Raw genomic sequence first — 22,028 nt, 5'->3', positions numbered from 1 at the left:
CCCGCGGCGTGTCCCACACTGCCATACGTGTTAAAACTCGGAGTCAACATTGATCACACCGCCACGCTCCGCGAAGCGCGTTATCGCGGTCGAACGGAAGGCGAGCCTTCGCCGGTGGAAGCGGCACATGTTTGCGAAGCGGCGGGCGCGCAGGGCATCACCGCGCATTTGCGCGAAGACCGGCGGCACATCCAGGATCGCGACGTGTGGAAACTGCGCGAAACCATTTCCACCCGCTTGAATCTCGAAATGGCGAACGTGCCGGAAATTGTCCGCCTCGCCATCGAACTGCGACCGGACATCGTTTGCCTCGTGCCCGAGCGTCGTCAGGAGGTCACCACCGAAGGCGGACTGGATGTCGCGGGCCACGAAGCGGCCCTCACCGAAACGCGGCAACGCATGAACGACGCCAACATCGAGGTGAGTTTGTTCATCGCCCCGGATGAAAATCAAATTGCCGCCGCCGCCCGCACCGGCACGCAATTCATCGAGCTCCACACGGGCCAGTTTGCCGAAACTTTTCATGATCCCGCCCGGTGCGCGGTGGAATTGCGGCGCTTGATCAACGGGGCGCGCCAGGCGCACGCGCTCGGATTGCAAGTCAACGCCGGACACGGTCTGAACTACGAGAACCTGTCGGTCATCCATCAGGTTCCGCATCTGGTGGAATTGAACATTGGCCACAGCATCATCAGCCGCGCGGTCTTCGCGGGGCTGACCGTCGCGGTCAAGGAGATGCTGGCGTTGCTGCAAAATTACCGCGGCTGACCCCGGCGTCAGGCAGGGCCGCCAGCAGTTCGGGAAAGAATTGTTGGAAGTCGGTTTGCAATGCGGCGTAATGCCGTTTCAGTTCCGCCAAACCGCCAACCAAATCCACGCGCCGGCGAAAGCGTCGCTCCATTCGCCCCAGCGTGCGTTCCAGTCCGGCGAAATCCTGATACGATCCCAGCCAATCCTCGACTTGCATCTGACGCCAAACCGGACCAAACCATTCCGGCAGGTGCATTTGATGCGGCGCGAAGCTTTGGTAAACCTCACTCACGAATGCCGACAAAGGCTGCCGGGAATACTGCGGCCAGCTTGCCGAAAGAAAATGGTCGTAGAACACATCCACCAACACCGGTGCCACGCGGCGGTACGGCGGTAAAAAGCGTTGCACACTGGCGCGAACGACGGGATGACGATCGGTAAAGCCATCAATCCAGCGATGACGCGCAATGCCCGATTGAAACCGTGGATCAAGCGCCGCCAATTCGGTGGCGTTCAGAAAATCGGGCAGCAAATTTCCGAGTCGGAACGCCGGCGTCGGCTCCGAAAGGAAGGCGTGAGCCAGCCAGTTCAAGGCGCTGCCTCCGGGCAATGATTGGAAAACCGCATCTGCTGCAAGTAGGTTAAGTTTGCTTGCCCGTCAAGCGCGCACCCGCACAATACTGCCAGCATGATTCTTGGCATCGGGACGGACATCACCGAAGTGGAGCGCATCCGCGCGGCGCTCGAACGCTTCGGCGACAGCTTTCTGCAACGCATTTTGCGACCGGAAGAGATCGCGTATTGCAACGGCTATAAAAATCCCGCGCCGCACATTGCCGTGCGCTTTGCCGCCAAGGAAGCCATCGCCAAGGCGTTTGGCACCGGAATCGGCGCGCAGCTTGGCTGGCTGGACATGCAGGTTTGCCGGAAGGATTCCGGCGAGCCGTTCATCGTTCTGCACGGAGGCGGCCAAACGCTGTTCACCACGCGCCACGCCAGACAATTGTTGATCACACTGAGTCACACGCACAATTACGCGACCGCTGTGGCGCTATTGGAAGGTTGACGCTTCCGTCACCACGCGCTCAAATCACAATCAAATCATTCATCCGCTTGCGCTCGCTAAAAATTTTACTGGCCTCCCCGGTCAATTGCGCTATAAACGACGCATCTCTTCCGCGAAAAACCAAATGCGGTCACCGAACCATAAGAGCATTATGAAAAACATTATCGTCACCCAACTCCCGTCGCTCCCAACTTGCGGAATCGCGCTGCTGGCGCTGGCCGCAACCGCGTTGCCGCTTCCGCAACCGGCCGTCGCCGTGGAAGCGCGCCCAGTTGCCAAAACGATTCCCTGGGATCAGATCGGCACCAAAGCCACGGCGGAATACCAAGGCAATGGACTGACCGTAACCGCGGCCGAGAACGGCGCGCGATTGCGCTGTGCATTCCAGCGCTTGGAGGCCGAAGCCACCAGCGCGGGATTGTGGCTGACTTCGACCGTGAACGATTCCACCCAAGACCGTTTTCGAGTTCTGGCAACAGCGATTGGGCGCACCGATGCTTCCGAAAACTCGAAGGCGAACCGGTTTCAATTTGGCCGCGCAAATTTCTGTAATGCGGAATGTCAACTACCCACTGCGGGAAGCGTTACCACCGACGGACCAATCGTGAAGTTCACCCGGCCCGGTTTGATCGAAGAATACTCCGTCAGCATGGACGGAGTGCGGCAGGATTTCGTGGTTTTGGAGAGGCCGTTCCCGGTCAATCCGATTACGGCGGGCGCCGGAGAATTACGTCTGGATCTGGCCGTGAGCGGAGCGACGGCGCAACGGACGCCAACCGGAGTTCAACTGGTATTGACCGCATCCGGACGAAAAATCGCTTACAACCGGTTGCGCGTGACCGATGCGACCGGCAAAGAACTGCCGGCGCGAATGGAAGTCCGATCGGCAACTCCACGGGAGGCTTCGGACTCCAGCTCAAGCCTGGTGCTTTTGGTCAACGATGCCGGTGCGGCTTACCCGATTCGGATTGATCCAACCTTCAGTGACGCCAATTGGATCAGCCTGGGCGCGCTGCCGGGAACGGACGCGCAAGTGAACGCCGTCGCCGTGGATGATAACGGAGACCTCTTCATCGGTGGCTCATTCCAAATTGTCGGCAATGTGATTGCCAACGGCATCGCCAAATGGGACGGCGTCGCCTGGCACAGTTTGGGAGGCGGCGTGGGCGGGAGTGAACCCGTCGTTTGGACGCTGCTATTGGTGAACGGGGATCTCTACGCGGGTGGTGAATTCACCACCGTCAGCAACAGTCAAGGCACGCCGATTACCGTAAACCGGATCGCCAAATGGGACGGGACAACCTGGAGCGCGCTGGGAGCGGGAGTGAATAGCGATGTTTACGACTATCCAGCCGTCTATGCGTTGGCGATGTTGCATGGCGATCTGTACGTCGGTGGCGGCTTCAGCAGTGCGGGCGGCGTGACGGCAAACCATATCGCCAAGTGGAGCGGCAACTCTTGGAGCGCCCTCAGCGCGGAAGTGGATGACTGGGTGGCGAGCTTTGCCGTCATCGGTAATGATCTGTACGCCGGAGGCTGGTTCACCACAGCAGGCGCGGTTGAGGCCAACTACATCGCCAAATGGAACGGAAGCAGTTGGAGCGCGCTCGGAGAAGGCATGAGCGATGTGGTTATCGCTCTGACCGCCTCCGGGAACACCCTTTACGCGGGCGGTTATTTCCAAATGGCCGGTGAAACTGAGGTTAATTATGTGGCCGCGTGGGATGGCAACGATTGGACCTCGCTCGGCGCCGGTACCGATGACGCCGTGCAGGCCCTGGCTGTTTCAGGTGACGATCTGTATGTCGGCGGCGATTTCCGCGCCGCTGGCGGGCAGGAAGCCAACCGTATTGCCAAATGGGACGGGACAACCTGGAGCGCACTCGACACTGGCGCGAACTACAGCGTGTACGCATTGGCGCTCTCCGAAAATGAAGTGTACGCCGGTGGCGATTTTACCTCGATGGGCGGCAACGCGGCCAATCACTTCGCCAAATGGAATGGTTCCGCATGGAGCAGTCTCAATCTGGGTGTGAACCATCCCGTGAACGCGCTGGCGGTGCTGGGCGACCAGGTCTTCATCGGCGATGTGTTCAGTGAAAATGCCGCCTCTCGACACACGAACACCAACGTTGCCCAGCGCATCATTGGTTGGGATACCGGAAACTGGCAGAAACTCGGAAGTGGTCTGGCATACGAATTTGATTATCCGTCGGTGTATGCGCTCGCGGTAGCCGGCGACAATCTCTATGTCGGTGGCGAGTTCTCGATGGCCGGGGGCGTTCCCGCCGCGAACATCGCCAAATGGAACGGCACCAGTTGGAGCGCGCTGGGAACGGGATTGAACGGGCGCGTGTACTCGTTGTTGGCGGATGGCGATGAGCTGTACGCCGGGGGCGATTTCTGGAAAGCAGGCGAACTGGAAGTTAACTACATCGCCCGATGGGACGGCGACAGTTGGAACGCATTGGGCACGGGCATGGACGACCGCGTGCGGGCCATGGTCACTCTCGGCGGGAATCTATACGCTGGCGGCGAGTTTTGGGCGGCGGGCGGAGTAACGGTCCATTACATTGCCCAATGGAATGGCACGAACTGGAGCGCGCTGGCGTCCGGGACTGAAGCTCCGGTCCGCGCCCTGGCCGTCTTTAAGTCCGAGCTGATCGTCGGCGGCACGTTTTCCGAGGCCAGCGGAGTTGTCGCCAACCACATCGCGAAATGGAGCGGCGGAAACTGGAGTCAACTCGGCGCCGGTATGAATAACTGGGTCAACGCGCTGGCCGCATCCGGTCGGGATCTGTTCGCGGGCGGTGATTTCACGGAAGCGGGCGGCAGCAGCGCCAATCACCTCGCTCATTGGGATGGGAACAGTTGGAGCGCCATCGGCTCCGGCGTCGGCGGCTTGCAAAATCCAACCGTCAACGCCCTGGTGTTGGCGGGCACCAATCTTTACGTCGGCGGCGAATTTATGATCGCGGGCGGAGCCGCTTCCCCCTTCGTCGCGGCGGTGACGGTGCCAACGGTGGCCGCGCCCATTCCGCTGCATTGGCAGCTCAATGGCAGCGCCTTGACCTTGAGTTGGGATGACCCCACGTTCCGGTTGCAGAGCGCGCCCGAAGCCTCCGGCGTTTACACGAACCTCCCCGGCGCCAACAGTCCCCACACCATCAATCTGACCGAACCGCGCCGATTCTTCCGGCTCAACGCGCCCTAACCTTACCTGGGCCAGTACGTCCGTCAGGCGGTAATGTTGACCCAGGTCAAAGCGATGTCGCGCAAAACGCCGCACGGTGACAGCATGGCGATCAACTTTGTGCCCGGCAATCGCAGACGACTCAAATCGTTGCGTCAACTTATCTCGTTCCTCGCGATTGCGGGACTGGTTTGGGGTACGGCTGGTTGCCAGTCAACGGCACACCATCACAGCGGCAAACCACTGGAACTGGATCAGGGCCAGAAATGGTCCGTGCCGACGCCGATGATGAGTTACCTGCGGAACATCGAGCAGGCTGTGCAAAATTTTGATCAACAACCCGGACAAAATTCGGCGACGCTGGCCAAAACGATTCAGGACAATCTCAGCGGTTTGGTGACGCATTGCACCATGGAAGGAAAAGCGCACGATGAACTGCACAAATGGCTGATTCCATTCCTCGCCTTGAGCGACGACTACGCGAAAGCCACCAATCCGCAAGTCCAGGAAGCCAAGCGACAGGAGATCAAGCAGTCCCTGGCGGTGTTCAATTCTTTCTTTCAATGACCGGACCAACCCCGGCCGCGAACGGCTCTGAGCCGGAACGATGCAGTTGGTCCGGGTGGAATGGCCAACTTGGCCGTTCTGGGCAGCAACCTGCCGCCCAGCCGAGTGCACGGAGATCGCACACCATTGAGTTCGCATACTTTGCGTTCGGCTATCGGGCTGGTAGCCCGACCGAACGGGCCAGTGGCCCGTTCCACCCAAACTCCAATCGAATCGTGCCGGCTGAGGCCGCACCGCAAGCGGCGCATGTCCGGCTTTAGCCTGACGCGCGGACTCGACGTCCGCTCGGCGCATCACTAATCTTCACCCATGCCCGCGCCCGGGGAAATTCTGGAACTTGTCGCCCGCTTCGAGCAACAGCTCGACGCCTACAAGTCCGGCCATTACAACGAGACTCAGGTGCGCCGGGAATTTCTCGATCCCTTCTTCAAGATGCTCGGCTGGGACATTGATAATGTCCAAGGTTTCGCTGAAGCCTATAAGGACGTCATCCATGAGGATCAAATCCGCGTCGCCGGAGTCATCAAGGCCCCGGATTACTGCTTCTGCATCGGGGGCACGCGCAAATTCTTTCTCGAAGCCAAGAAGCCGTCGGTCGCCATCAAAGACGAGCCGGCTGCCGCCTACCAATTGCGCCGCTATGCGTATTCGGCCTCGCTTCCGTTGAGCGTCCTCTCCGACTTTGAGGAATTCGCCGTCTATGATGGACGCATCAAGCCGGCCAAGAACGACTCCGCCAGCGCCGCGCGCATCTTCTACTGCACCTTCCGCGACTACGCCGAGAAGTGGGACTGGATTTACCAACGCTTCAGCCGCGACGCCGTCCTCAAGGGCGGGTTCGACAAATTCGCCGAATCCACCAAAACCAAGCGTGGCACTTCGGGCTTTGACAAGGACTTCCTCGCCACCATTGAAGGCTGGCGCAAGGAACTGGCCCAAAACCTCGCGCTTCGTAACCCCCGGCTCACCCAGCGCGAACTCAACTTCGCTGTGCAGCGCATCATTGACCGGATCATTTTTCTGCGCATCTGCGAGGATCGCGGCATCGAGGATTACGGGCGGCTCCGCGCGCTGCTCAATGGCGACCGCATTTATCCCCGACTCGCCAACCTCTTCGAGCAGGCCGACGATCGCTACAACTCCGGTCTGTTTCATTTCAAAAAGGAGCCGGGGCGCGGGGAAACTCCGGACGACCTTACGCTGAATCTCGAGGTGGATGACAAACTTCTGCGCGACCTCCTGCGCGGACTGTATTATCCCGAAAGCCCCTACGAATTCTCCGTCCTCGGCGCGGACATCCTCGGGCAGGTCTATGAGCAATTCCTCGGTAAAGTCATCCGTTTGACTGAAGGACACCGCGCCGTGGTGGACGACAAGCCGGAGGTGAAAAAGGCCGGCGGCGTCTATTACACGCCCACCTACATCGTGGATTATATCGTCCGTCAGACGGTGGGAAAACTCGTGGATGATTGTGGCAGCCGACGCAAGGAGACTCCGACTGAATCAGGCAAAACTGAGAAAGGGGGAAAGGGAGAAAAAGAGACCGCCGCCGTGGCAGCTTCATTCTCCTCTGCTCCTTCTTTCCTTTTCTCCTCTGCCATTTCCACGCGCGACGCCACCCGAATTCTCGATCGTGTCTCGAAACTCCGCATCCTCGATCCCGCGTGCGGCTCCGGCTCGTTCCTCATTGGCGCGTATCAATTCCTGCTCGACTGGCATCTGCAATTTTATCTGGCGCATGATCCCGCGCACTGGGCCAAAGGCGGACGGCCCGCACTCGTGCAAACCGCCAAAGGCTGGCGACTGACCATCGCCGAGCGCAAACGCATCCTGCTCGCCAACATCTACGGCGTGGACATTGACGCGCAGGCGGTGGAAGTCACCAAACTCTCGCTGCTGCTCAAGGTGCTGGAAGGCGAGACAGGACAGACCCTCCAGACCATTTTCCGACTATTCGCGGAACGCGCGCTGCCGGATCTGGGCAACAACATCAAGTGCGGCAACTCGCTCATCGGCCCGGATTTTTATCAACAAGCCGAACTGCAACTGCTCACCGACGAGGAACGCTACCGGATCAACGTCTTCGACTGGCAAACGGAATTCCCCGAAATCTTCCGCCGCCAATCCGCACCGATGGAATTACACGAAACGCCCGCCGCGCCATTGGACTACATCATGCCCGGGGTGCCGCTGCACGGCAGTTTCAACTACCAGAAGACCAAAGCGCCGAAAGCCGTGCCGCCACCACGGTTGCTTGAACCCGAATGGGAAGGCGGCTTTGACGCGGTGATTGGAAATCCGCCTTACGTCCGGCAGGAATCGCTTTCCCGTTTCAAGGATTACTTCAGGCGACACTATGAGGCGTTCAATGGCGTGGCTGATCTCTACGCCTACTTCATGGAGCAGGGCGTGAGGCTGCTGCGCCCCGGCGGCCTGTTCAGCATCATCGTTTCGAGCAGTTTCTTGCGGGCCACCTACGGCGAACCGCTCCGCCGCGCGTTGAAGCGATACGCTGCGGTTGTTCGCATTGTGGACTTCGGCGGTCTTGCGGTCTTCGCCCACGCCAAGGACACCTACGTCTGCATTCCGCTGCTCGCCAAAGGCGCGAAGCAATCGCGCGTGGAAGTGGCCAAGGTCACCTCCCTGAAAAACCTGAAACTCGTTGAGCACGTCGCCGCCAACAAGTTCACAATTCCCCACGGACGGCTGTCACCGGAAGCGTGGTCGTTGAAATCGGACGCCGAAGCGGCGGTGTTCAACAAGGTGATGAAGGCGGGTGAGCCGTTACGCGACTACGTCGTGCGAAAGATGTTCTATGGCCTGAAGACCGGACTAAACGAAGCCTTTGAGATTACAGCGGCACAACGAGCGGCATTGACCAAGTCATCACCGGAAAGCCGAGCACTCATCAAACCGTTCCTTGGCGGACAAAACATCCGGCGTTACCTCATCAAAGACGACGGACGTTTCCTGATCGTCATCCCCTGCGGCTGGACCCGTGGGCAGATGGTCAAGGCTGGAAAGGGCGCGGTAGATGTTTCCGAGCGATCAGCCTGGAGTTGGTTCAGCGATGAATACCCGAAGCTGGCTGCGCATCTGGCACCGTTTGCTCCGGCTTTGAGGAAGCGGCAAGACCAAGGCGATTACTGGTGGGAGCTTCGCCCCTGCGACTACTACCACCATCTCGACGCGCCGAAGATCATCTTCCCGGATATCTGCAAAGGCCCGCGCTTTTGCGTGGATCGTACGGGAATTTATCTCGCCAACACCGCCTATTGCCTTGGCACGGACGATCTTTATCTGCTGGGCTTTCTGAACAGTCGGTTGTTTTGGTTTACGATCAGCAACCTCAGCATTCCGTTTGGCACGCGTGCAGGTGAATTCCGTTATCGGCTGATTTATCAATACATGGAGAAAGTTCCCGTTCGCGTTATTGACTTTTCGAATGACGCCGACAACGCCGCGCACGACCGGATGGTAAAACTGGTGGAAGTCATGCTGGCGTTGCACCAGCAACTGGCCGCCGCGCGCACGCCGCAGGAGCAGACCGTGCTGGAACGTCAGATCGCCGCCACGGACACGCAAATTGACCGTCTCGTCTATGACCTCTACGGCCTGACCGAGGACGAAATCAAAATCGTCGAGCGCGAGGCCGAGCCAGCGACTGCCTCGGATGCAAAAGTGCCCGCCGCGCCGGCCCATCCATACTGACACCCAGCAGGAAAGCGGCAGCGGACGGACGCACTCACAATGCGCTCTATAAACCACCGTTTGTCGTCCGGCGCTTGAACGAACTTCGCGCCATAATATAATAGGAGCGGGAGGATGACTTTGCGGCGCGGCTTGCCTAGATTGTCGGTGGATGATGTTCCAGTTCTCACATCCGCATTGGTTGTGGCTGATCGCGCCCGCCTGGGGGTGGATCATCTGGCTCGCGCGCACCTCCGATGCGCAGTTGAGTCCCGTGCGCCGCTGGCTGTCCGCGACGATCCGGCTGGGGGTCATCACCGCGCTCCTGCTCGCACTCGCCGGCTTGGAAGCGCAACATCCTACCGAGGGCATGAACGTCTTTTTCGTGCTGGACCGCTCGGAGAGTGTTCCCGCCGCCCAACAAACCGAAGCCGTGCGCTGGTTGAATCAGGTCGCCAAATCAAAGCCCACCACGGATCGCGCGGGCACGGTGATTTTCGGCACGGACGCAGCCATTGAAGCGACGCCGCGCACCGCATTTGATCTGCCCTCGATTCAAGGGGTGGTGGCCACCGAGCGCACGGATATCGGCGCGGCGCTCCGGCTCGCCACGGCCGCGTTTCCTGAAACTGGTCAGCGCCGCATTGTGCTGCTCAGTGACGGTCAGGAAAATCTGGACGACGCCCTCAGTGTCGCCACCTCGGCGAAAGCCGGCGGCGTGAGCATTGACGTCGTGCCGCTCGGCGCCAAACGCGATAATGCCGTCACCCTGCAACGTCTCGAACTGCCCACCACGCTGGCCAAGGGCCAGACGTTCGACGTAAAGATATTCGTGCAAGCCGCAACTGCCACGACCGCCAAACTCCAACTCTATCGGGACGATCGTTATCTCGGGGAAAGCGCGGTGGCGTTGGAGGCGGGCAAGAATTTGTTCACGTTTCCCGAAACTTTGTCCGAACCGGGATTTTACAATTACGACGTGCGGATTGAGGCGCCGGACGACCACTTGCCGCAGGATAACCGCGCGCTCGGTTTTGTCTGGGTGCGCGGGCAACCGCGGGTGCTCATGATTTCCAGCGCGCCGAGCGAGGACCGTCCGCTCGCCACGGCGTTGCAGGCTTCCGGTCTGGACGTGCGTCTGGCCAACCTGCAGGGCTTTCCCGAGTCGCTCGCCGAATTGAACAGCTACGACTCGGTCTTCTTCTGCAACGTGGCAGCGGGCGACTTGAGCCAGGAACAACTGGGGCAACTGGAAACGGCCGTGCGCGATTTCGGCGTGGGTTTCGTTTGCGTGGGCGGACCGGACACTTACGCGGCGGGCGCTTATCGCGGCACGTCGTTGGAAACCATCCTGCCGGTGGACATGGAATTGAGTAGCAAAAAGGTGCTGCCACCGGGCGCACTGGTGCTGGTGATTGATCGCTCGGGCAGCATGACGGGCGATAAAATTGACATGGCCTGTCGCGCGGCCATGAGCGCCGTAAAAGCGTTATCGGATAATGATTACGTGGGCGTCATCGCCTTTGACGGAGCACCGCACGTCATTGTGGATCTGCAGCCCGCCAAAAATCGCCGGCAGATCATGGACGACATCAGCCGCCTTGAAGCCATGGGTGGCACCAGCATGTACGAACCGATGGTGCGCGCCTACGAAATGCTGCGTGGCGCCAAAGCCGCGTTGAAACATTGCATCATTCTGACGGATGGCGTTTCCAATGATGGCGACTTTCCCGGAATCACTCAAAAAATGGCGGACGCGCGCATCACCATTTCCACGGTGGGCTTGGGCGAGGATTTGAACGACCCTTTATTGCAACAAATCGCCAACGTGGGCAAGGGACGCTTTTACCCCATCCCGCAACCAACCACCCTGCCGCAGATCTTCATCAAGGAAACCGCCGTCGTGTTGAAGTCGGCTATTGATGAAAACCCCTTCAAGCCCAAGTTGACCGCTGCCACCGAACCGGTGCGGGGCATCGCCGCTGATGCGTATCCGCAACTGCTTGGTCACGTCGCCACGGAACCGAAACCGCGCGCGGAACTGCCACTGAGCACCGACCAAGGCGATCCGCTCCTGGCGCATTGGCAGTTTGGGTTGGGGCGCACCGTGGCGTTCACTTCTGACGCGCGCAGCCAATGGGCGCAACACTGGTTGGCGTGGCCGCAGTATCAACAATTCTGGCGCCAAGTGGGCCAATGGAGTCTCCGCCGACTCGGCCACGCGGATTTTACCGCCGAGGCGCGGATTGAATCCAACACGGGCCGGATCGCGGTTGAAGCCCTGGACGCCCATGGTGATTTCCAAAACTTCCTCACCTTTCAAGCGACGGTGGTTGCGCCGGGCGGCGGCAAGCAGACCGTGAAGCTGCAACAAACCGGACCGGGTCGTTACGAGAGCGACTTTGCCGTAACTGAATCGGGCGCGTACCTGGCCAACGTGTTGCAAATGGAAAACGATCAACCCGTCGGCCAGCAGATTGTGGGCACGAGTCTGGCCTATTCACCTGAACTCACCACCGACGGCACCAATCTGTCGCTACTGCGCCGGCTCGCGGAATTGACCGGCGGGCGCATCCTGGACCCGACGCAGCCCGAAAGCGATCCGTTTGCGCACGGACGCATCAAGACGTTTCAAGCCCAGGAGTTGTGGGAATGGCTATTGCGGTTCGTCATCATTGCGTTCGTTCTCGATGTCGGGCTGCGCCGCGTGCAACCAGATCGTGAAGAACTCCAGCGGCTCGCGCGCCGGGTTTTAAGTTGGTTCCCATTCTGGCACCGCCCCCAACCGGTTTTGGATACCGCTCCGTCACTGGCCGCGTTGCTTTCGCGGCGCAATGCAGTACGCGAACAACGCTTTGATCTCATTGCGCCACTGGAAAAACCGACCGCCGCCGTGACCGGGGAAGCGTCGGTCGCGGTCCACTCCCCCCCGGCAACCGAGACCTCGCCAGAACCGGTCGAGGAAGCTCGAACCACCAGCCGGTTGCTCGAGGCAAAGCGCCGGGCGCGACGTCGCCCACCCTCCGCTTGACCGGATAAAATCGCTCGAATCGCTAATCGCTCAAAAAAAGGGGTGAAATGGCCGTATTTTTGTGGATTCACCCAAACTTGCGCCTCGGTCACTCGCAGAAATGAGTTGCCATCCGCGGCTTTTGAGGCTTACAAGTCTGCCACGCTACATGGGCAAAGCATTGATCATCGCCGAAAAACCCTCGGTCGCCAGCGACATCGCCAAGGCGCTCGGGAAGTTTCAGAAGCACCAGGATTACTTCGAGAATGACGCTTACATCATTTCGTCGGCCGTGGGGCATCTGCTCGAATTGATCGCCCCGGAAGGGGTCGAGGCCACGCGCGGCAAATGGACGTTCAAGTGTCTGCCGGTGATTCCGCCGCATTTCGATTTACAACCGATTGAGCGAAATGAGAACCGGCTCAAGGTGCTCAAGAAACTGATCAAGCGGGATGATGTCACCCAACTGATCAACGCCTGCGACGCCGGGCGCGAAGGCGAGTTGATTTTCCGCAACATCGTCCGTTACACGAAAGCGAAACAGCCGATCCAACGGTTGTGGTTGCAATCCATGACGCCTGCCGCCATTCGCGAAGGGTTTGCGGCGCTCAAGTCGGACGAGTCCATGCAGCCGCTTTCGGATGCCGCGACGAGCCGCAGTGAGGCGGACTGGTTGGTGGGCATCAACGGCACGCGGGCGATGACGGCGTTCAATTCCAAACTGGGCGGCTTTTTCAAAACAACAGTCGGGCGCGTGCAGACGCCGACGCTGGCCATCCTCGTCGAACGCGAAAAGAGGATCCGCGAGTTCGTGCCACGGGATTACTGGGAGGTGCTCGCCACGTTTGACGCGGCCGCCGGCCAGTACGTTGGCCGTTGGTTTGATGAAAAATTCGCCAAATCCGAAGACGAACAGCTCCGGGCCGAACGCATCTGGGAGCAGGCCAAAGCGGAGGCGCTTAAAGCGCAATGCCTGGGCCGGCCTGGCATCGTCACCGAGGAAAGCAAACCCACGACCTCGCTCTCGCCGTTGCTTTACGATCTGACCAGTTTACAACGCGATGCCAATGCGCGCTTCGGGTTCAGCGCCAAGACCACGTTAAGCATCGCGCAGGCGCTCTACGAAAAACACAAGGCGCTGACCTATCCCCGCACCGATTCCCGCGCTTTGCCGGAGGATTACCTGCCCACAGTGCGCAGCGCGTTGACGATGCTCACCGGGGAGACAGGTTACAGCACTTTTGCGGACCAGATTCTTACAAGCGGCTGGGTGCGCCCCAACAAACGTATTTTCAACAACGCCAAAGTGTCGGATCACTTTGCAATCATCCCCACCACGCAAGCGCCCAAAAGCTTGTCCGAACTCGAACACAAACTCTACGATCTGGTCACCAAGCGCTTCCTCGCCATCTTTTATCCGGCGGCGGAATTTCTGGAAACCACCCGGATCACGCGTGTCGAAGGGGAGCCGTTCAAAAGCTCCGGAAAAGTCCTGGTCAAACCCGGGTGGTTGACGGTGTACGGAAAGGAAGCGCAATCGCAGGACGACGCGCCGCAGCTCGTGCCCGTGCAACCGGGCGAGCGCGTGCAAACGAGTCACATCGAGGTGAAGCAGAACGTCACCAAGCCGCCGCCACGTTACTCGGAAGCCACCCTGCTCTCCGCCATGGAAGGCGCGGGAAAATTGGTGGATGACGATGAACTGCGCGAAGCCATGAGCGAACGCGGTCTGGGCACGCCCGCAACACGCGCCGCGATCATTGAAGGGTTGATTCTGGAGGGTTACGTGCATCGCAACGGACGCGAATTGCAGGCAACCGCCAAAGCGTTTTCACTGATGGAATTGCTGAACGGACTGGGGATTCAGGAATTGACCAAGCCCGAGCTGACCGGTGAATGGGAATTTCAATTGCGCCAGATGCAGCGACGGCAGTTGAGTCGCCCACAATTCATGCAGGGCATCGAGGCGATGACCCGGCGCATTGTGGATCGCGCCAAAACCTTCGAGCAGGACACCATTCCGGGAGACTTCGGAACGCTCAAAGTCCCGTGTCCTAAATGTGGCGGTGAAATCCGCGAAAAATACAAACAGTTTCAGTGCGTAAAATGTGACTTCGCCGTTTGGAAAACGCTTTGCAATCGGATGTTCGAGCCGGCCGAAGTGGAAAAACTCATCACGGACAAACAAATCGGACCGTTGCAGGGCTTTCGCAGCAAACAAGGTTTTCCGTTCGCGGCGGTGCTCAAGCTCAACGGCGAGTACAAGGTGGAGTTTGATTTTGGCAACGGGAACAAGGACGGCGAAGCCGCGGCCCCGCTGGATCTCTCCGGCAAAACGCCGCTTGGCAAATGTCCCAAGTGCGGCGCGGGCGTGTTCGACGGCGGCATGAACTACGTTTGCGAAAAACAAGCAGGAGCGGAAAAATCCTGCGACTTCCGCACCGGTAAAATTATTTTGCAACAGGAAATTTTCCCCGAGCAGATGAAGAAATTGCTCGCGGAGGGCAAGACCGATCTGCTGAAAAATTTCGTCTCCAAAAAGACGAACCGTAAATTTGAAGCCTACCTGGTGCTCAAGGAAGGCAAGACGGCTTTCGAGTTCGCCCCACGAACCAAAAAGCCCAGAACCAAATCCACCACCACCCCGGTCAAACTCGATTTCACGGGCAAGAGCGTGATCGGCAAATGTCCCAAGTGCGGCGGACGGGTGTTTGATACCGACAGCGAGGCGGGTTACGTCTGCGAAAATTCACAGCGGGAAACCAAAGCCTGTAAGTTCAAAATCGGCAAAACCATTCTCGAACAGCCAATTGCTGCCGATCAGGCGCAGAAAATTTTAGCGACCCACAAAAGCGACCTGCTAAAAACATTCATCTCCAAAGCCGGGAAGCCGTTTCCGGCGTATCTGGTCATGGATGCCAAGGGCAAAATCACTTTTGAATTCCCGCCTCGGGATGACGAATAAGCCTGAGAACAACGTCGGATCAGCGGCAACCCAGACCCCGCCACTGGATCACTCGGCTCAGAGCTTTCTCGTCCATCTGGCTACCGAGCGCGGCGCATCCATTTACACCCAGCGCAACTACCGGCAGGCGCTGACGACGTTCATTGACTGGCTGCACACGGAACGACAGACCCCACCCGATTGGTCGAAGTTGCAACGCGACGATTTCCGCAGTTACCTGCGATTTCTCGGACGGCACAACCTGGGCCGCGCCGCCATTGCGTTGCGCTTTTCCGCGTTGCGATCGTTCTACAAATTTTTGATCCGCCAAGGCACGGTGGAAACGTCACCCATCAAGAACGTCGCGCTGCCGAAGCCTCCCAAACGCCTGCCCCAGTTTCTGACCGTCAAACAGATGGAGGCTCTGCTGCACGCGCCGCTGGAGGGATGCACTGACACGGGAAAAAAAAGCGCCGGCCGACCAATCTCGATGGTGGCGCGCTACCGTGACGTGGCGATCCTGGAGACCATTTATTCGTGCGGATTGCGCATCAGCGAACTGGTCGGTTTGCAGGTGGAAGACATTGATTGGAACGAGCAAATGATCCGCGTTCGCGGCAAGGGCCGGAAGGAGCGTTTATTGCCCATTGCTCGGACAGCTTTGCTGGCGATTAAACATTATTGGTCACTGCGCCCCGGGGGCGCCCCCGGGAAATCCCCGGTATTTGTTTCAGAAACCCGTCGCGGCGGTCCCGTCAACCGGACCATGTTGCAACGCCGGCTCAAGACCTATTTGATGCGCGCCGGATTGGACCCCGCGATCACGCCCCACAAGCTGCGCCACAGCTACGCCACGCATTTATTGGATAACGGCGCGGACCTGCGCAGTGTGCAGGAATTATTGGGGCACGCGCACCTCGCCACCACGCAGGTGTACACCCACGTCTCGACCGAGCGGCTCAAGCAGGCATATCTCCGCGCCCATCCGCGCGCCTGATTGGCACCAAGTTTGCAAGTAACGCCCCCGTCAGGAGGTTTGCTTTCCGACGAAAGACGAGCCACTGATTCGCCTTGTAAAGGAGGTTAAATTGAGCGAGCGGACTCGCCACAAGTTTTCCCCTGGTAGGTCGCATCACAAGGCAAACCGAAAATCTGAGAAGATTAATTATGCCAGTTACGCTCAAGGGAGAGGTTTCAAGTTTCAAACCAAACGAAGCCGCACTATTCCTTAAACCCTTAATTCTGGGTCGCCACCTCGTCGCCTTGCTCATCGCGGGGATGCTGGTGATCCCGGCGCTGACTCCCGCCGCCACCTTCACTTGGGACGGGCATGGGAATGGAAACAGCACCTGGCGACGCGCACAAAACTGGGTCGGCAATGCACGACCGCCAATAGATTCTTACTTGGGGCTGCTCAATACGGATATCATCCTGTCCGGCACCCGGAAAACCACTCCGGTTTTGGATCGCAGGTACTACATTCACAGCCTTGCCATCGCGGCCGGTGCCGCCAGCTTCACGCTGAATTATCAGGGCAACATCAACAACAACAATCTGCTTTTGGGTTCAGGCGGGATCGTGAACAACAGCGTCAATTCGCAAACATTGCGGCCCGACATTACCATCAGCCAGAGCCAGACGTGGAACGCCAATGCTGGAAATATCACGGCCAGTGGCCCGTTGCACCTGATCAATAATAACAACTTGAACTTCAGTGGCGGCTTCAACACGACGGTGACTGGTTCAATTCAAGGCGCCGGCAGCCTCTCCAAAGACGGTTCCGGGACACTGACTTTGAGCGGCACGAGCGCAAATTCATTCTCGGGCGGAGTCACCATTAACGACGGCACCGTAACGCTCGGTAAAGCCAGCGGCTTGGGTTCAGGCCCGCTCACCGTCAACGGCGGTACGCTGAACCTCGGTAATTACAATCTCAACTTAGGCAGCGTGACCCTGTCCGGTGGTACGATTTCCAGTACCGGAGGCAGCATCGCGGGAAGCACCCCTTACCAACTTCAAGCGGGTACCGTTTCGGGCAATTTGGGTGGCGCGGTGGCGGCAATTAAATCCACGTCGGGTAATGTGTTCCTCACTTCCGCCAACACCTACACCGGGGGAACGCAGGTGAACGACGGTCAACTGATCGTGGCCAATTCCAGCGGTAGCGCCACCGGCAGCGGACCGGTTTCAGTCAATAATTCCGGGGTGGTTATGGGTATTGGCGCGATTGGCGGTTGGGTTACCAATGGCCCCGGCGGCACCATTTCCGCCGGTTATGAAATTGGCACTTTGAACATTGGCAATCTCGCGTGGTTCGGCGGTGGGATCAATCGTTGGGATCTTTCTGATACGTCCGGCACGGCGGGTACGGGTTGGGATTTGTTGCGGGTCAACGGCAACCTGATGCTTCTGGCCTCGCCAGGCAATCCGGCCATCATTGATGTCACCTCCTTCACCCTTGCGGGAACGCGCGGCCTCGCCGCCAACTTCGATCCGACGCAAAATTACCTCTGGACCTTTCTCGAAGCGACGGGAGGAATCACCTTCGCTGGCGGGGGCGATGCCAGTTCGGCCTTCACTGTAGTGACGGGAAATTTCATGAATTCACATGATGGCGGGCAATTTGCTGTTGAGCTTTCGGGTAACGGGCAACAATTGAATTTAACCTATACACCGATTGTCGTGCCTGAACCCAGCAAGATGGTCCTGTTGGGCCTCGGGTTGTTCAGCTTGGTTTACATCAAGCGGATAAAACGAAATTGGCAGACATAGTGTCGTTTCATGTTTAAGGCGTCTTTTTTGCGAGCCAGCAAGCGTGCTGCCGCTGCCCACCGACGGTTTGGTCGGGTGCAGCGGCAGAAATCACGTACGGCGCAAGTTTTTGAAACCACCGCGGCCATGATTCCGGCCATCGTTTGTTTGCTGCATCTGACGATGAAATCCGCCAACGCTCAACCCGCGCGGGTCGAGTCCGATCCGATTCGAGTGGAAACGCCTCGCCCTGAACCCGGTAAAGCGCAACTCGTCCCGGCTCCGCTCGTGACGGTTCCCGAGCCGAACAGCATCGCGATCGTCACCTTGGGCCTGGGGGTGTTATGGCACGCCCGCCGCGCTAAAAATTCCGAGCGACTCTCGGCCCCGCCTGGGGATTAAGCGTTTCACGGTTTAAGCGAAATCATTTGAGGGTGATCAGGACGCATGAACCTCGCTGCGGGTAAAACCGTCAAACGGTGAATCGTTCCACAAAATTCCGGCCGCCAATCTCTTGGCGGTTTGCTTCGCTTCACGCGGCGGCGCTTTGCTGGCGTTTCTCCAACCAAGTAATCATGCTTTGGAAAATCAGCCGGCCGTCGGTATTGCCAAGAATGGTTTCGCAGGCGCGCTCCGGGTGCGGCATCAACCCGGCGACATTACGCTGTTCGTTGCTGATGCCCGCGATGTTCAGAACCGCCCCGTTGGGATTGGCCGGCTCGGTCACGTTCCCTTCCGAATCGCAATACTGCCACAGAATTTGGTCGTTGGCCTGAAGGCGCTTGAGCGCTTCCTCATCGGCAAAGTAGCAACCTTCGCCATGCGCAATCGGTACCCGCAATAATTTTCCATCGGGGATTTGATTGGTGAATGGCGAGTTCTTGGTGGCGGTTTTCAGAAAGACGTTCTCGCAGCGAAATTGCAAGGAACGATTGCGCACCAGCGCGCCGGGCAATAATCCCGCCTCGGTTAAAACTTGAAACCCATTGCAAATTCCCAGCACCAATCCGCCCTGCCCCGCAAACTCCTTTACCGCCTGCATCACCGGACTGAAACGCGCAATCGCGCCGCAGCGCAAGTGATCGCCATAGCTGAACCCGCCGGGAATGAGCACTACATCGGTCGCGCCGAGCGAGGTGTCCTTGTGCCAGATGTAACGCGCCGAGTAACCCAGTTGGCGAACCGCGTGCAAGGCATCTTGATCGCAATTGCTGGCGGGAAATTGAATGACGGCAAAATTCATGATGAGGTCTGCGGGTTTACAAATCAAAGCCGGATCGCACCGGATCAACGCGCCCGGCTTCGCCTTCGCCCGGATTCATTTAATCTCCAAGCGATAATCTTCAATCACGGGATTGCTCAGAAACCGGTGCGCCGCGTCGTTGAGCGCCCGTTCCGCCGCGGCCAGGTCCGTGCCGGGTGCCAGATCAATCTCGATGTACTTTCCCACATGCACATCAGTGACTCCCGCATAACCCATGTGCTCCAACGCGCGCCGAACGGTAATCCCCTGCGGATCCACCACGGCTTTCTTCGGTGTGATGATGATTCTGGCCTTCATGTGAAACCCAACCACGCCGGGCTTGGCCCGGAATAAATCCGTTCCAGAGTGACAAGTCTCGCGGCGCAGGGCGAGCAATTTCAATTTGATCGCGGCGCGGCACACCACGCCTGGCCACACGCCCCCAACCTACTTGTGCTTCGAAAAGTGCATCGCGGCGCGGCGCAACTCGCGATCCGACTCGCGCTTTTTGATGTCCGCGCGCTTGTCGAACTGTTGTTTACCTTTGCCGACCCCCAACGCCACTTTGACCTGACCGTTCTTCCAATACAACGCGAGCGGAAACAAGGCGTTCCCCTTGACCGAAGCCAGCTCGAACAACTTGCGAATCTCCGCCTTGTGCAGCAGCAATTTGCGCCGCGCCTTCGGTTCGTGGTTGTTCAGATTCCCGTGCGAGTATTCGTCAATGTGCGCGTTATACAGCCAGACCTCTCCCCGCTCCACCCGCGCGAAAGCGTCGGCGATTTGTCCCTTGCCGGCACGCAAGACCTTCACTTCAGTGCCACGCAGCACAATCCCCGCTTCGAAAGTTTCGAGGATGTGATAATCACGTCGCGCTTTGTGATTGGAAACAATGTCCGCCATTCTTCTCAAGGTAGAAGGAAACCAACAAAATTCGAGCCACAAAAAAAGCTTCATTCACCGGGATGAATGAAGCCGCTGGCAACCGTCGCCAAACGCAATGAACCTACCGCTTCATTTGCGTCGTTGGTTGCATGAAAATCCTCGCGCCTTATTTGCGGCGCTTTTTCGGCACGGGACGCGTTAGCTCCTCGAACTTGGGCAGCTCCCACCCGATTTTCTCTTCGATCACCTCGCGCAAGGCAATATCAGCGCATCCCAGCGTAACGTAATCCGCGATCAAGGGCCGCCCCAAGCCGCCGCCGCCCGCATTCAACTGGCGCACCCGTTGCGAGATAATGTTAATCAGGACGTTGGTGCCCCCAACCTTCTCCAAAGCTTTCCGACAAAGTTCAGCGTTCACAGTATTCAGTTCAAAACCAAGCTCGGCAGTCTAGCGGGAATAACCCCGGTGGCAATCAAAATTCAGGTGCCGAGCAAAGCAAAGGCAAATGACCGCCCGAGAACCGCTACCACCAAAACCAAGTCAATCCCTTCAGCCGGCTTTGTAAGCGATTAAAAATCAGCGAGATTGACGATCAATCCAAACTGACTATTGCCGGTCGAGTAGAACTTCGTTATCGGAAAGCAACCTCATGGATGACAATAAACGCATTGAACCACGACGTTGCGCCACCTATGCTGGCCACCGGTTTGCGCGAGTAGCTCAATTGGATAGAGCGTCGGCCTCCGGAGCCGAAGGTTGTGGGTTCGACCCCCGCCTCGCGCACCAGCTCCATTCCGCCTTCGTCACTTTCCCCTGCAACTCATTCAACGCTCCATCATCCCTCGCCTCATTCTGCGTAAATCATCCTTCATAATTCGCCCTCCTCTCGGTGTCTCTGCGTCTCGGTAGCCTTTAACTTTAGAACCGGATGTCGTCCGCGAGACGCGAACGACTACCGCCGAGGGCGGCGGTGCTCACCCATTCCCCATTCCTCTGCCAATTATTCCCTTGTCTTCCCGTTCGCGCATTTCGTGTATTTCGCGGTTGTATTTTCCTTGTGAGGGACGCGTTCCACGCGTCCCTGATGAGTTGGGACGACGTGGAAGTCGTCCCTCCCTCATGAAGTATCAGAACCTGATGAAGCCCCTACCAGCCACAGCGCTAAAGTTTTCAGCCTTCCAGAACGAAATCCAATTCGACCCATTCGGATATTACGCTAGACAAATTCTGCGGTTGCCCGCGTCATAATTCCAGAACGATGCCCGACGCACGCGAATTGGAACGCCTTTACGATGAGCACGCCCAGGCTCTGTTCGCTTTTTTGCTGAACCTGACCGGTGACGAAGCGGACACCCGCGATGTGCTCCAGGAGGTTTTCATCAAACTGGTTCGGCAACCAAACCTGCTCCAGGGGGTTCGCGACCTTCGCTCGTTCCTGATTCGTCTCGCGCATAATGCGGCCATTGACCTGATCCGCCGCCGCGATACCCGTCGAAAATATCACGATCAACTCGGAGAACAATTGGAGCGCGTGTCGGCTTTTACGCCGGCCGAGAAACCGGATGAGCAGACATTCCGCACGACTCTGAGCAAGGCACTGGGCGAATTGCCACCGGACCAGCGGGCCGTGCTGCATCTGAAATTGTGGGAAGGGCTGACTTTCGAACAAATTGCCGGCGCTTTGGAGATTCCACCCAATACCGCGGCGAGCCGATATCGCTACGGGTTAGACAAATTGCGCGACCAATTGCGTCCGCTCTATGACGAGATCAAATGAACGAACCGGAAACATTCGAAAACCGCTTGGCACGCCAGCCACTACGACGAGTCCCGGCTGCTTGGCGCGCCGAAATTCTCTCCGCTGCCGAAGCAGCCCGACCTCGCGTTACCACCCGGCCCACTGCTGAAAGAGAGGCGGATTGGGCCGT

General features: G+C 58.4%; 16 protein-coding genes and 1 tRNA gene. 12 read left to right on the top strand and 5 right to left on the bottom strand.

The features are described from left to right. Nucleotides 1-27: 27 nt before the first annotated feature. Complete coding sequence (locus M9920_09100; protein ID MCO5052446.1) at nucleotides 28-768, top strand: pyridoxine 5'-phosphate synthase; 741 nt, start codon at nucleotides 28-30, stop codon at nucleotides 766-768. Here the strand turns inward: M9920_09100 and M9920_09095 are convergent. Continuing rightward, nucleotides 728-1,342: an ACP phosphodiesterase gene (locus M9920_09095; GenBank protein MCO5052445.1), complete on the bottom strand. Its 615-nt coding sequence runs from the start codon at nucleotides 1,340-1,342 to the stop codon at nucleotides 728-730. The genes M9920_09100 and M9920_09095 overlap by 41 nt on opposite strands. A 96-nt stretch (nucleotides 1,343-1,438) precedes the next feature. Here M9920_09095 and acpS point away from each other — a divergent pair, with 96 nt between their 5' ends. From acpS to M9920_09050, 9 genes are all read left to right on the top strand, one after another. Further along, nucleotides 1,439-1,816, top strand: coding sequence for a holo-ACP synthase (gene acpS / locus M9920_09090; GenBank protein ID MCO5052444.1), 378 nt, complete (start codon nucleotides 1,439-1,441; stop codon nucleotides 1,814-1,816). Nucleotides 1,817-1,967: 151 nt separating this feature from the next. Next, nucleotides 1,968-5,030 carry a hypothetical protein gene (locus M9920_09085; protein MCO5052443.1) on the top strand — a complete coding sequence of 1,021 codons (3,063 nt, stop codon included), beginning with the start codon at nucleotides 1,968-1,970 and terminating at the stop codon, nucleotides 5,028-5,030. 54 nt (nucleotides 5,031-5,084) lie between these two features. Next, entirely contained in the window at nucleotides 5,085-5,576 is a 492-nt protein-coding gene (locus M9920_09080; GenBank protein MCO5052442.1) for a hypothetical protein, read from the top strand. Between the two features lie 309 nt (nucleotides 5,577-5,885). Further along, the gene (locus tag M9920_09075; GenBank protein MCO5052441.1) at nucleotides 5,886-9,287 is read left to right on the top strand and encodes an Eco57I restriction-modification methylase domain-containing protein; all 3,402 of its coding nucleotides are present in this window, start codon (nucleotides 5,886-5,888) and stop codon (nucleotides 9,285-9,287) included. Between the two features lie 151 nt (nucleotides 9,288-9,438). Then, nucleotides 9,439-12,297: a VWA domain-containing protein gene (locus tag M9920_09070; protein MCO5052440.1), complete on the top strand. Its 2,859-nt coding sequence runs from the start codon at nucleotides 9,439-9,441 to the stop codon at nucleotides 12,295-12,297. 148 nt (nucleotides 12,298-12,445) lie between these two features. Next, complete coding sequence (locus M9920_09065) at nucleotides 12,446-15,241, top strand: DNA topoisomerase III (protein MCO5052439.1); 2,796 nt, start codon at nucleotides 12,446-12,448, stop codon at nucleotides 15,239-15,241. After that, the gene (locus tag M9920_09060; GenBank protein ID MCO5052438.1) at nucleotides 15,231-16,217 is read left to right on the top strand and encodes a tyrosine recombinase XerC; all 987 of its coding nucleotides are present in this window, start codon (nucleotides 15,231-15,233) and stop codon (nucleotides 16,215-16,217) included. The genes M9920_09065 and M9920_09060 overlap by 11 nt, the downstream gene beginning before the upstream one ends. Nucleotides 16,218-16,387: 170 nt before the next feature. Next, nucleotides 16,388-17,992, top strand: a complete 1,605-nt coding sequence (locus M9920_09055; GenBank protein ID MCO5052437.1) for an autotransporter-associated beta strand repeat-containing protein — start codon at nucleotides 16,388-16,390, stop codon at nucleotides 17,990-17,992. A 126-nt stretch (nucleotides 17,993-18,118) separates the two neighbouring features. Next, nucleotides 18,119-18,373: a PEP-CTERM sorting domain-containing protein gene (locus M9920_09050; protein MCO5052436.1), complete on the top strand. Its 255-nt coding sequence runs from the start codon at nucleotides 18,119-18,121 to the stop codon at nucleotides 18,371-18,373. A 130-nt stretch (nucleotides 18,374-18,503) separates the two neighbouring features. Here the strand turns inward: M9920_09050 and purQ are convergent, their stop codons facing one another. The 4 genes from purQ to M9920_09030 all read right to left on the bottom strand — a co-directional run bounded on the left by purQ (nucleotide 18,504) and on the right by M9920_09030 (nucleotide 20,517). Beyond that, nucleotides 18,504-19,214: a phosphoribosylformylglycinamidine synthase I gene (purQ, locus tag M9920_09045; GenBank protein MCO5052435.1), complete on the bottom strand. Its 711-nt coding sequence runs from the start codon at nucleotides 19,212-19,214 to the stop codon at nucleotides 18,504-18,506. Nucleotides 19,215-19,289: 75 nt separating this feature from the next. Next, nucleotides 19,290-19,532, bottom strand: a complete 243-nt coding sequence (gene purS / locus M9920_09040; GenBank protein MCO5052434.1) for a phosphoribosylformylglycinamidine synthase subunit PurS — start codon at nucleotides 19,530-19,532, stop codon at nucleotides 19,290-19,292. Between the two features lie 129 nt (nucleotides 19,533-19,661). After that, nucleotides 19,662-20,117: an SsrA-binding protein SmpB gene (gene smpB, locus M9920_09035; protein MCO5052433.1), complete on the bottom strand. Its 456-nt coding sequence runs from the start codon at nucleotides 20,115-20,117 to the stop codon at nucleotides 19,662-19,664. 148 nt (nucleotides 20,118-20,265) lie between these two features. Further along, nucleotides 20,266-20,517 (bottom strand): DNA-directed RNA polymerase subunit omega, encoded by a 252-nt coding sequence (locus M9920_09030; protein ID MCO5052432.1) that lies wholly within the window; start codon nucleotides 20,515-20,517, stop codon nucleotides 20,266-20,268. A 292-nt stretch (nucleotides 20,518-20,809) separates the two neighbouring features. On the opposite strand from M9920_09030, the gene M9920_09025 reads away from it, so the two are divergent. Continuing rightward, nucleotides 20,810-20,886: transfer RNA gene (locus M9920_09025), tRNA-Arg, on the top strand. A gap of 472 nt (nucleotides 20,887-21,358) precedes the next feature. Then, complete coding sequence (locus tag M9920_09020; GenBank protein ID MCO5052431.1) at nucleotides 21,359-21,877, top strand: RNA polymerase sigma factor; 519 nt, start codon at nucleotides 21,359-21,361, stop codon at nucleotides 21,875-21,877. Nucleotides 21,878-22,028 lie beyond the last annotated feature (151 nt).

It is taken from the genome of Verrucomicrobiia bacterium, from assembly GCA_023953615.1.
Taxonomy (GTDB): domain Bacteria; phylum Verrucomicrobiota; class Verrucomicrobiia; order Limisphaerales; family JADLHS01; genus JADLHS01.
Note: the sequence above shows the minus strand (reverse complement) of the source record. Positions and strands in the feature narration are given on the sequence as shown.

Bases quoted from the DNA above. Each gene is read 5' to 3' on its own strand.
- purS (MCO5052434.1), bottom strand. From the start codon at position 19,532: ATGAAGGCCAGAATCATCATCACACCGAAGAAAGCCGTGGTGGATCCG.
- M9920_09020 (MCO5052431.1), top strand. From the start codon at position 21,359: ATGCCCGACGCACGCGAATTGGAACGCCTTTACGATGAGCACGCCCAG.
- purQ (MCO5052435.1), bottom strand. From the start codon at position 19,214: ATGAATTTTGCCGTCATTCAATTTCCCGCCAGCAATTGCGATCAAGAT.
- M9920_09050 (MCO5052436.1), top strand. From the start codon at position 18,119: ATGATTCCGGCCATCGTTTGTTTGCTGCATCTGACGATGAAATCCGCC.
- acpS (MCO5052444.1), top strand. From the start codon at position 1,439: ATGATTCTTGGCATCGGGACGGACATCACCGAAGTGGAGCGCATCCGC.
- M9920_09060 (MCO5052438.1), top strand. From the start codon at position 15,231: ATGACGAATAAGCCTGAGAACAACGTCGGATCAGCGGCAACCCAGACC.
- M9920_09055 (MCO5052437.1), top strand. From the start codon at position 16,388: ATGCCAGTTACGCTCAAGGGAGAGGTTTCAAGTTTCAAACCAAACGAA.
- M9920_09080 (MCO5052442.1), top strand. From the start codon at position 5,085: ATGTCGCGCAAAACGCCGCACGGTGACAGCATGGCGATCAACTTTGTG.
- M9920_09075 (MCO5052441.1), top strand. From the start codon at position 5,886: ATGCCCGCGCCCGGGGAAATTCTGGAACTTGTCGCCCGCTTCGAGCAA.
- smpB (MCO5052433.1), bottom strand. From the start codon at position 20,117: ATGGCGGACATTGTTTCCAATCACAAAGCGCGACGTGATTATCACATC.
- M9920_09065 (MCO5052439.1), top strand. From the start codon at position 12,446: ATGGGCAAAGCATTGATCATCGCCGAAAAACCCTCGGTCGCCAGCGAC.
- M9920_09070 (MCO5052440.1), top strand. From the start codon at position 9,439: ATGATGTTCCAGTTCTCACATCCGCATTGGTTGTGGCTGATCGCGCCC.
- M9920_09085 (MCO5052443.1), top strand. From the start codon at position 1,968: ATGAAAAACATTATCGTCACCCAACTCCCGTCGCTCCCAACTTGCGGA.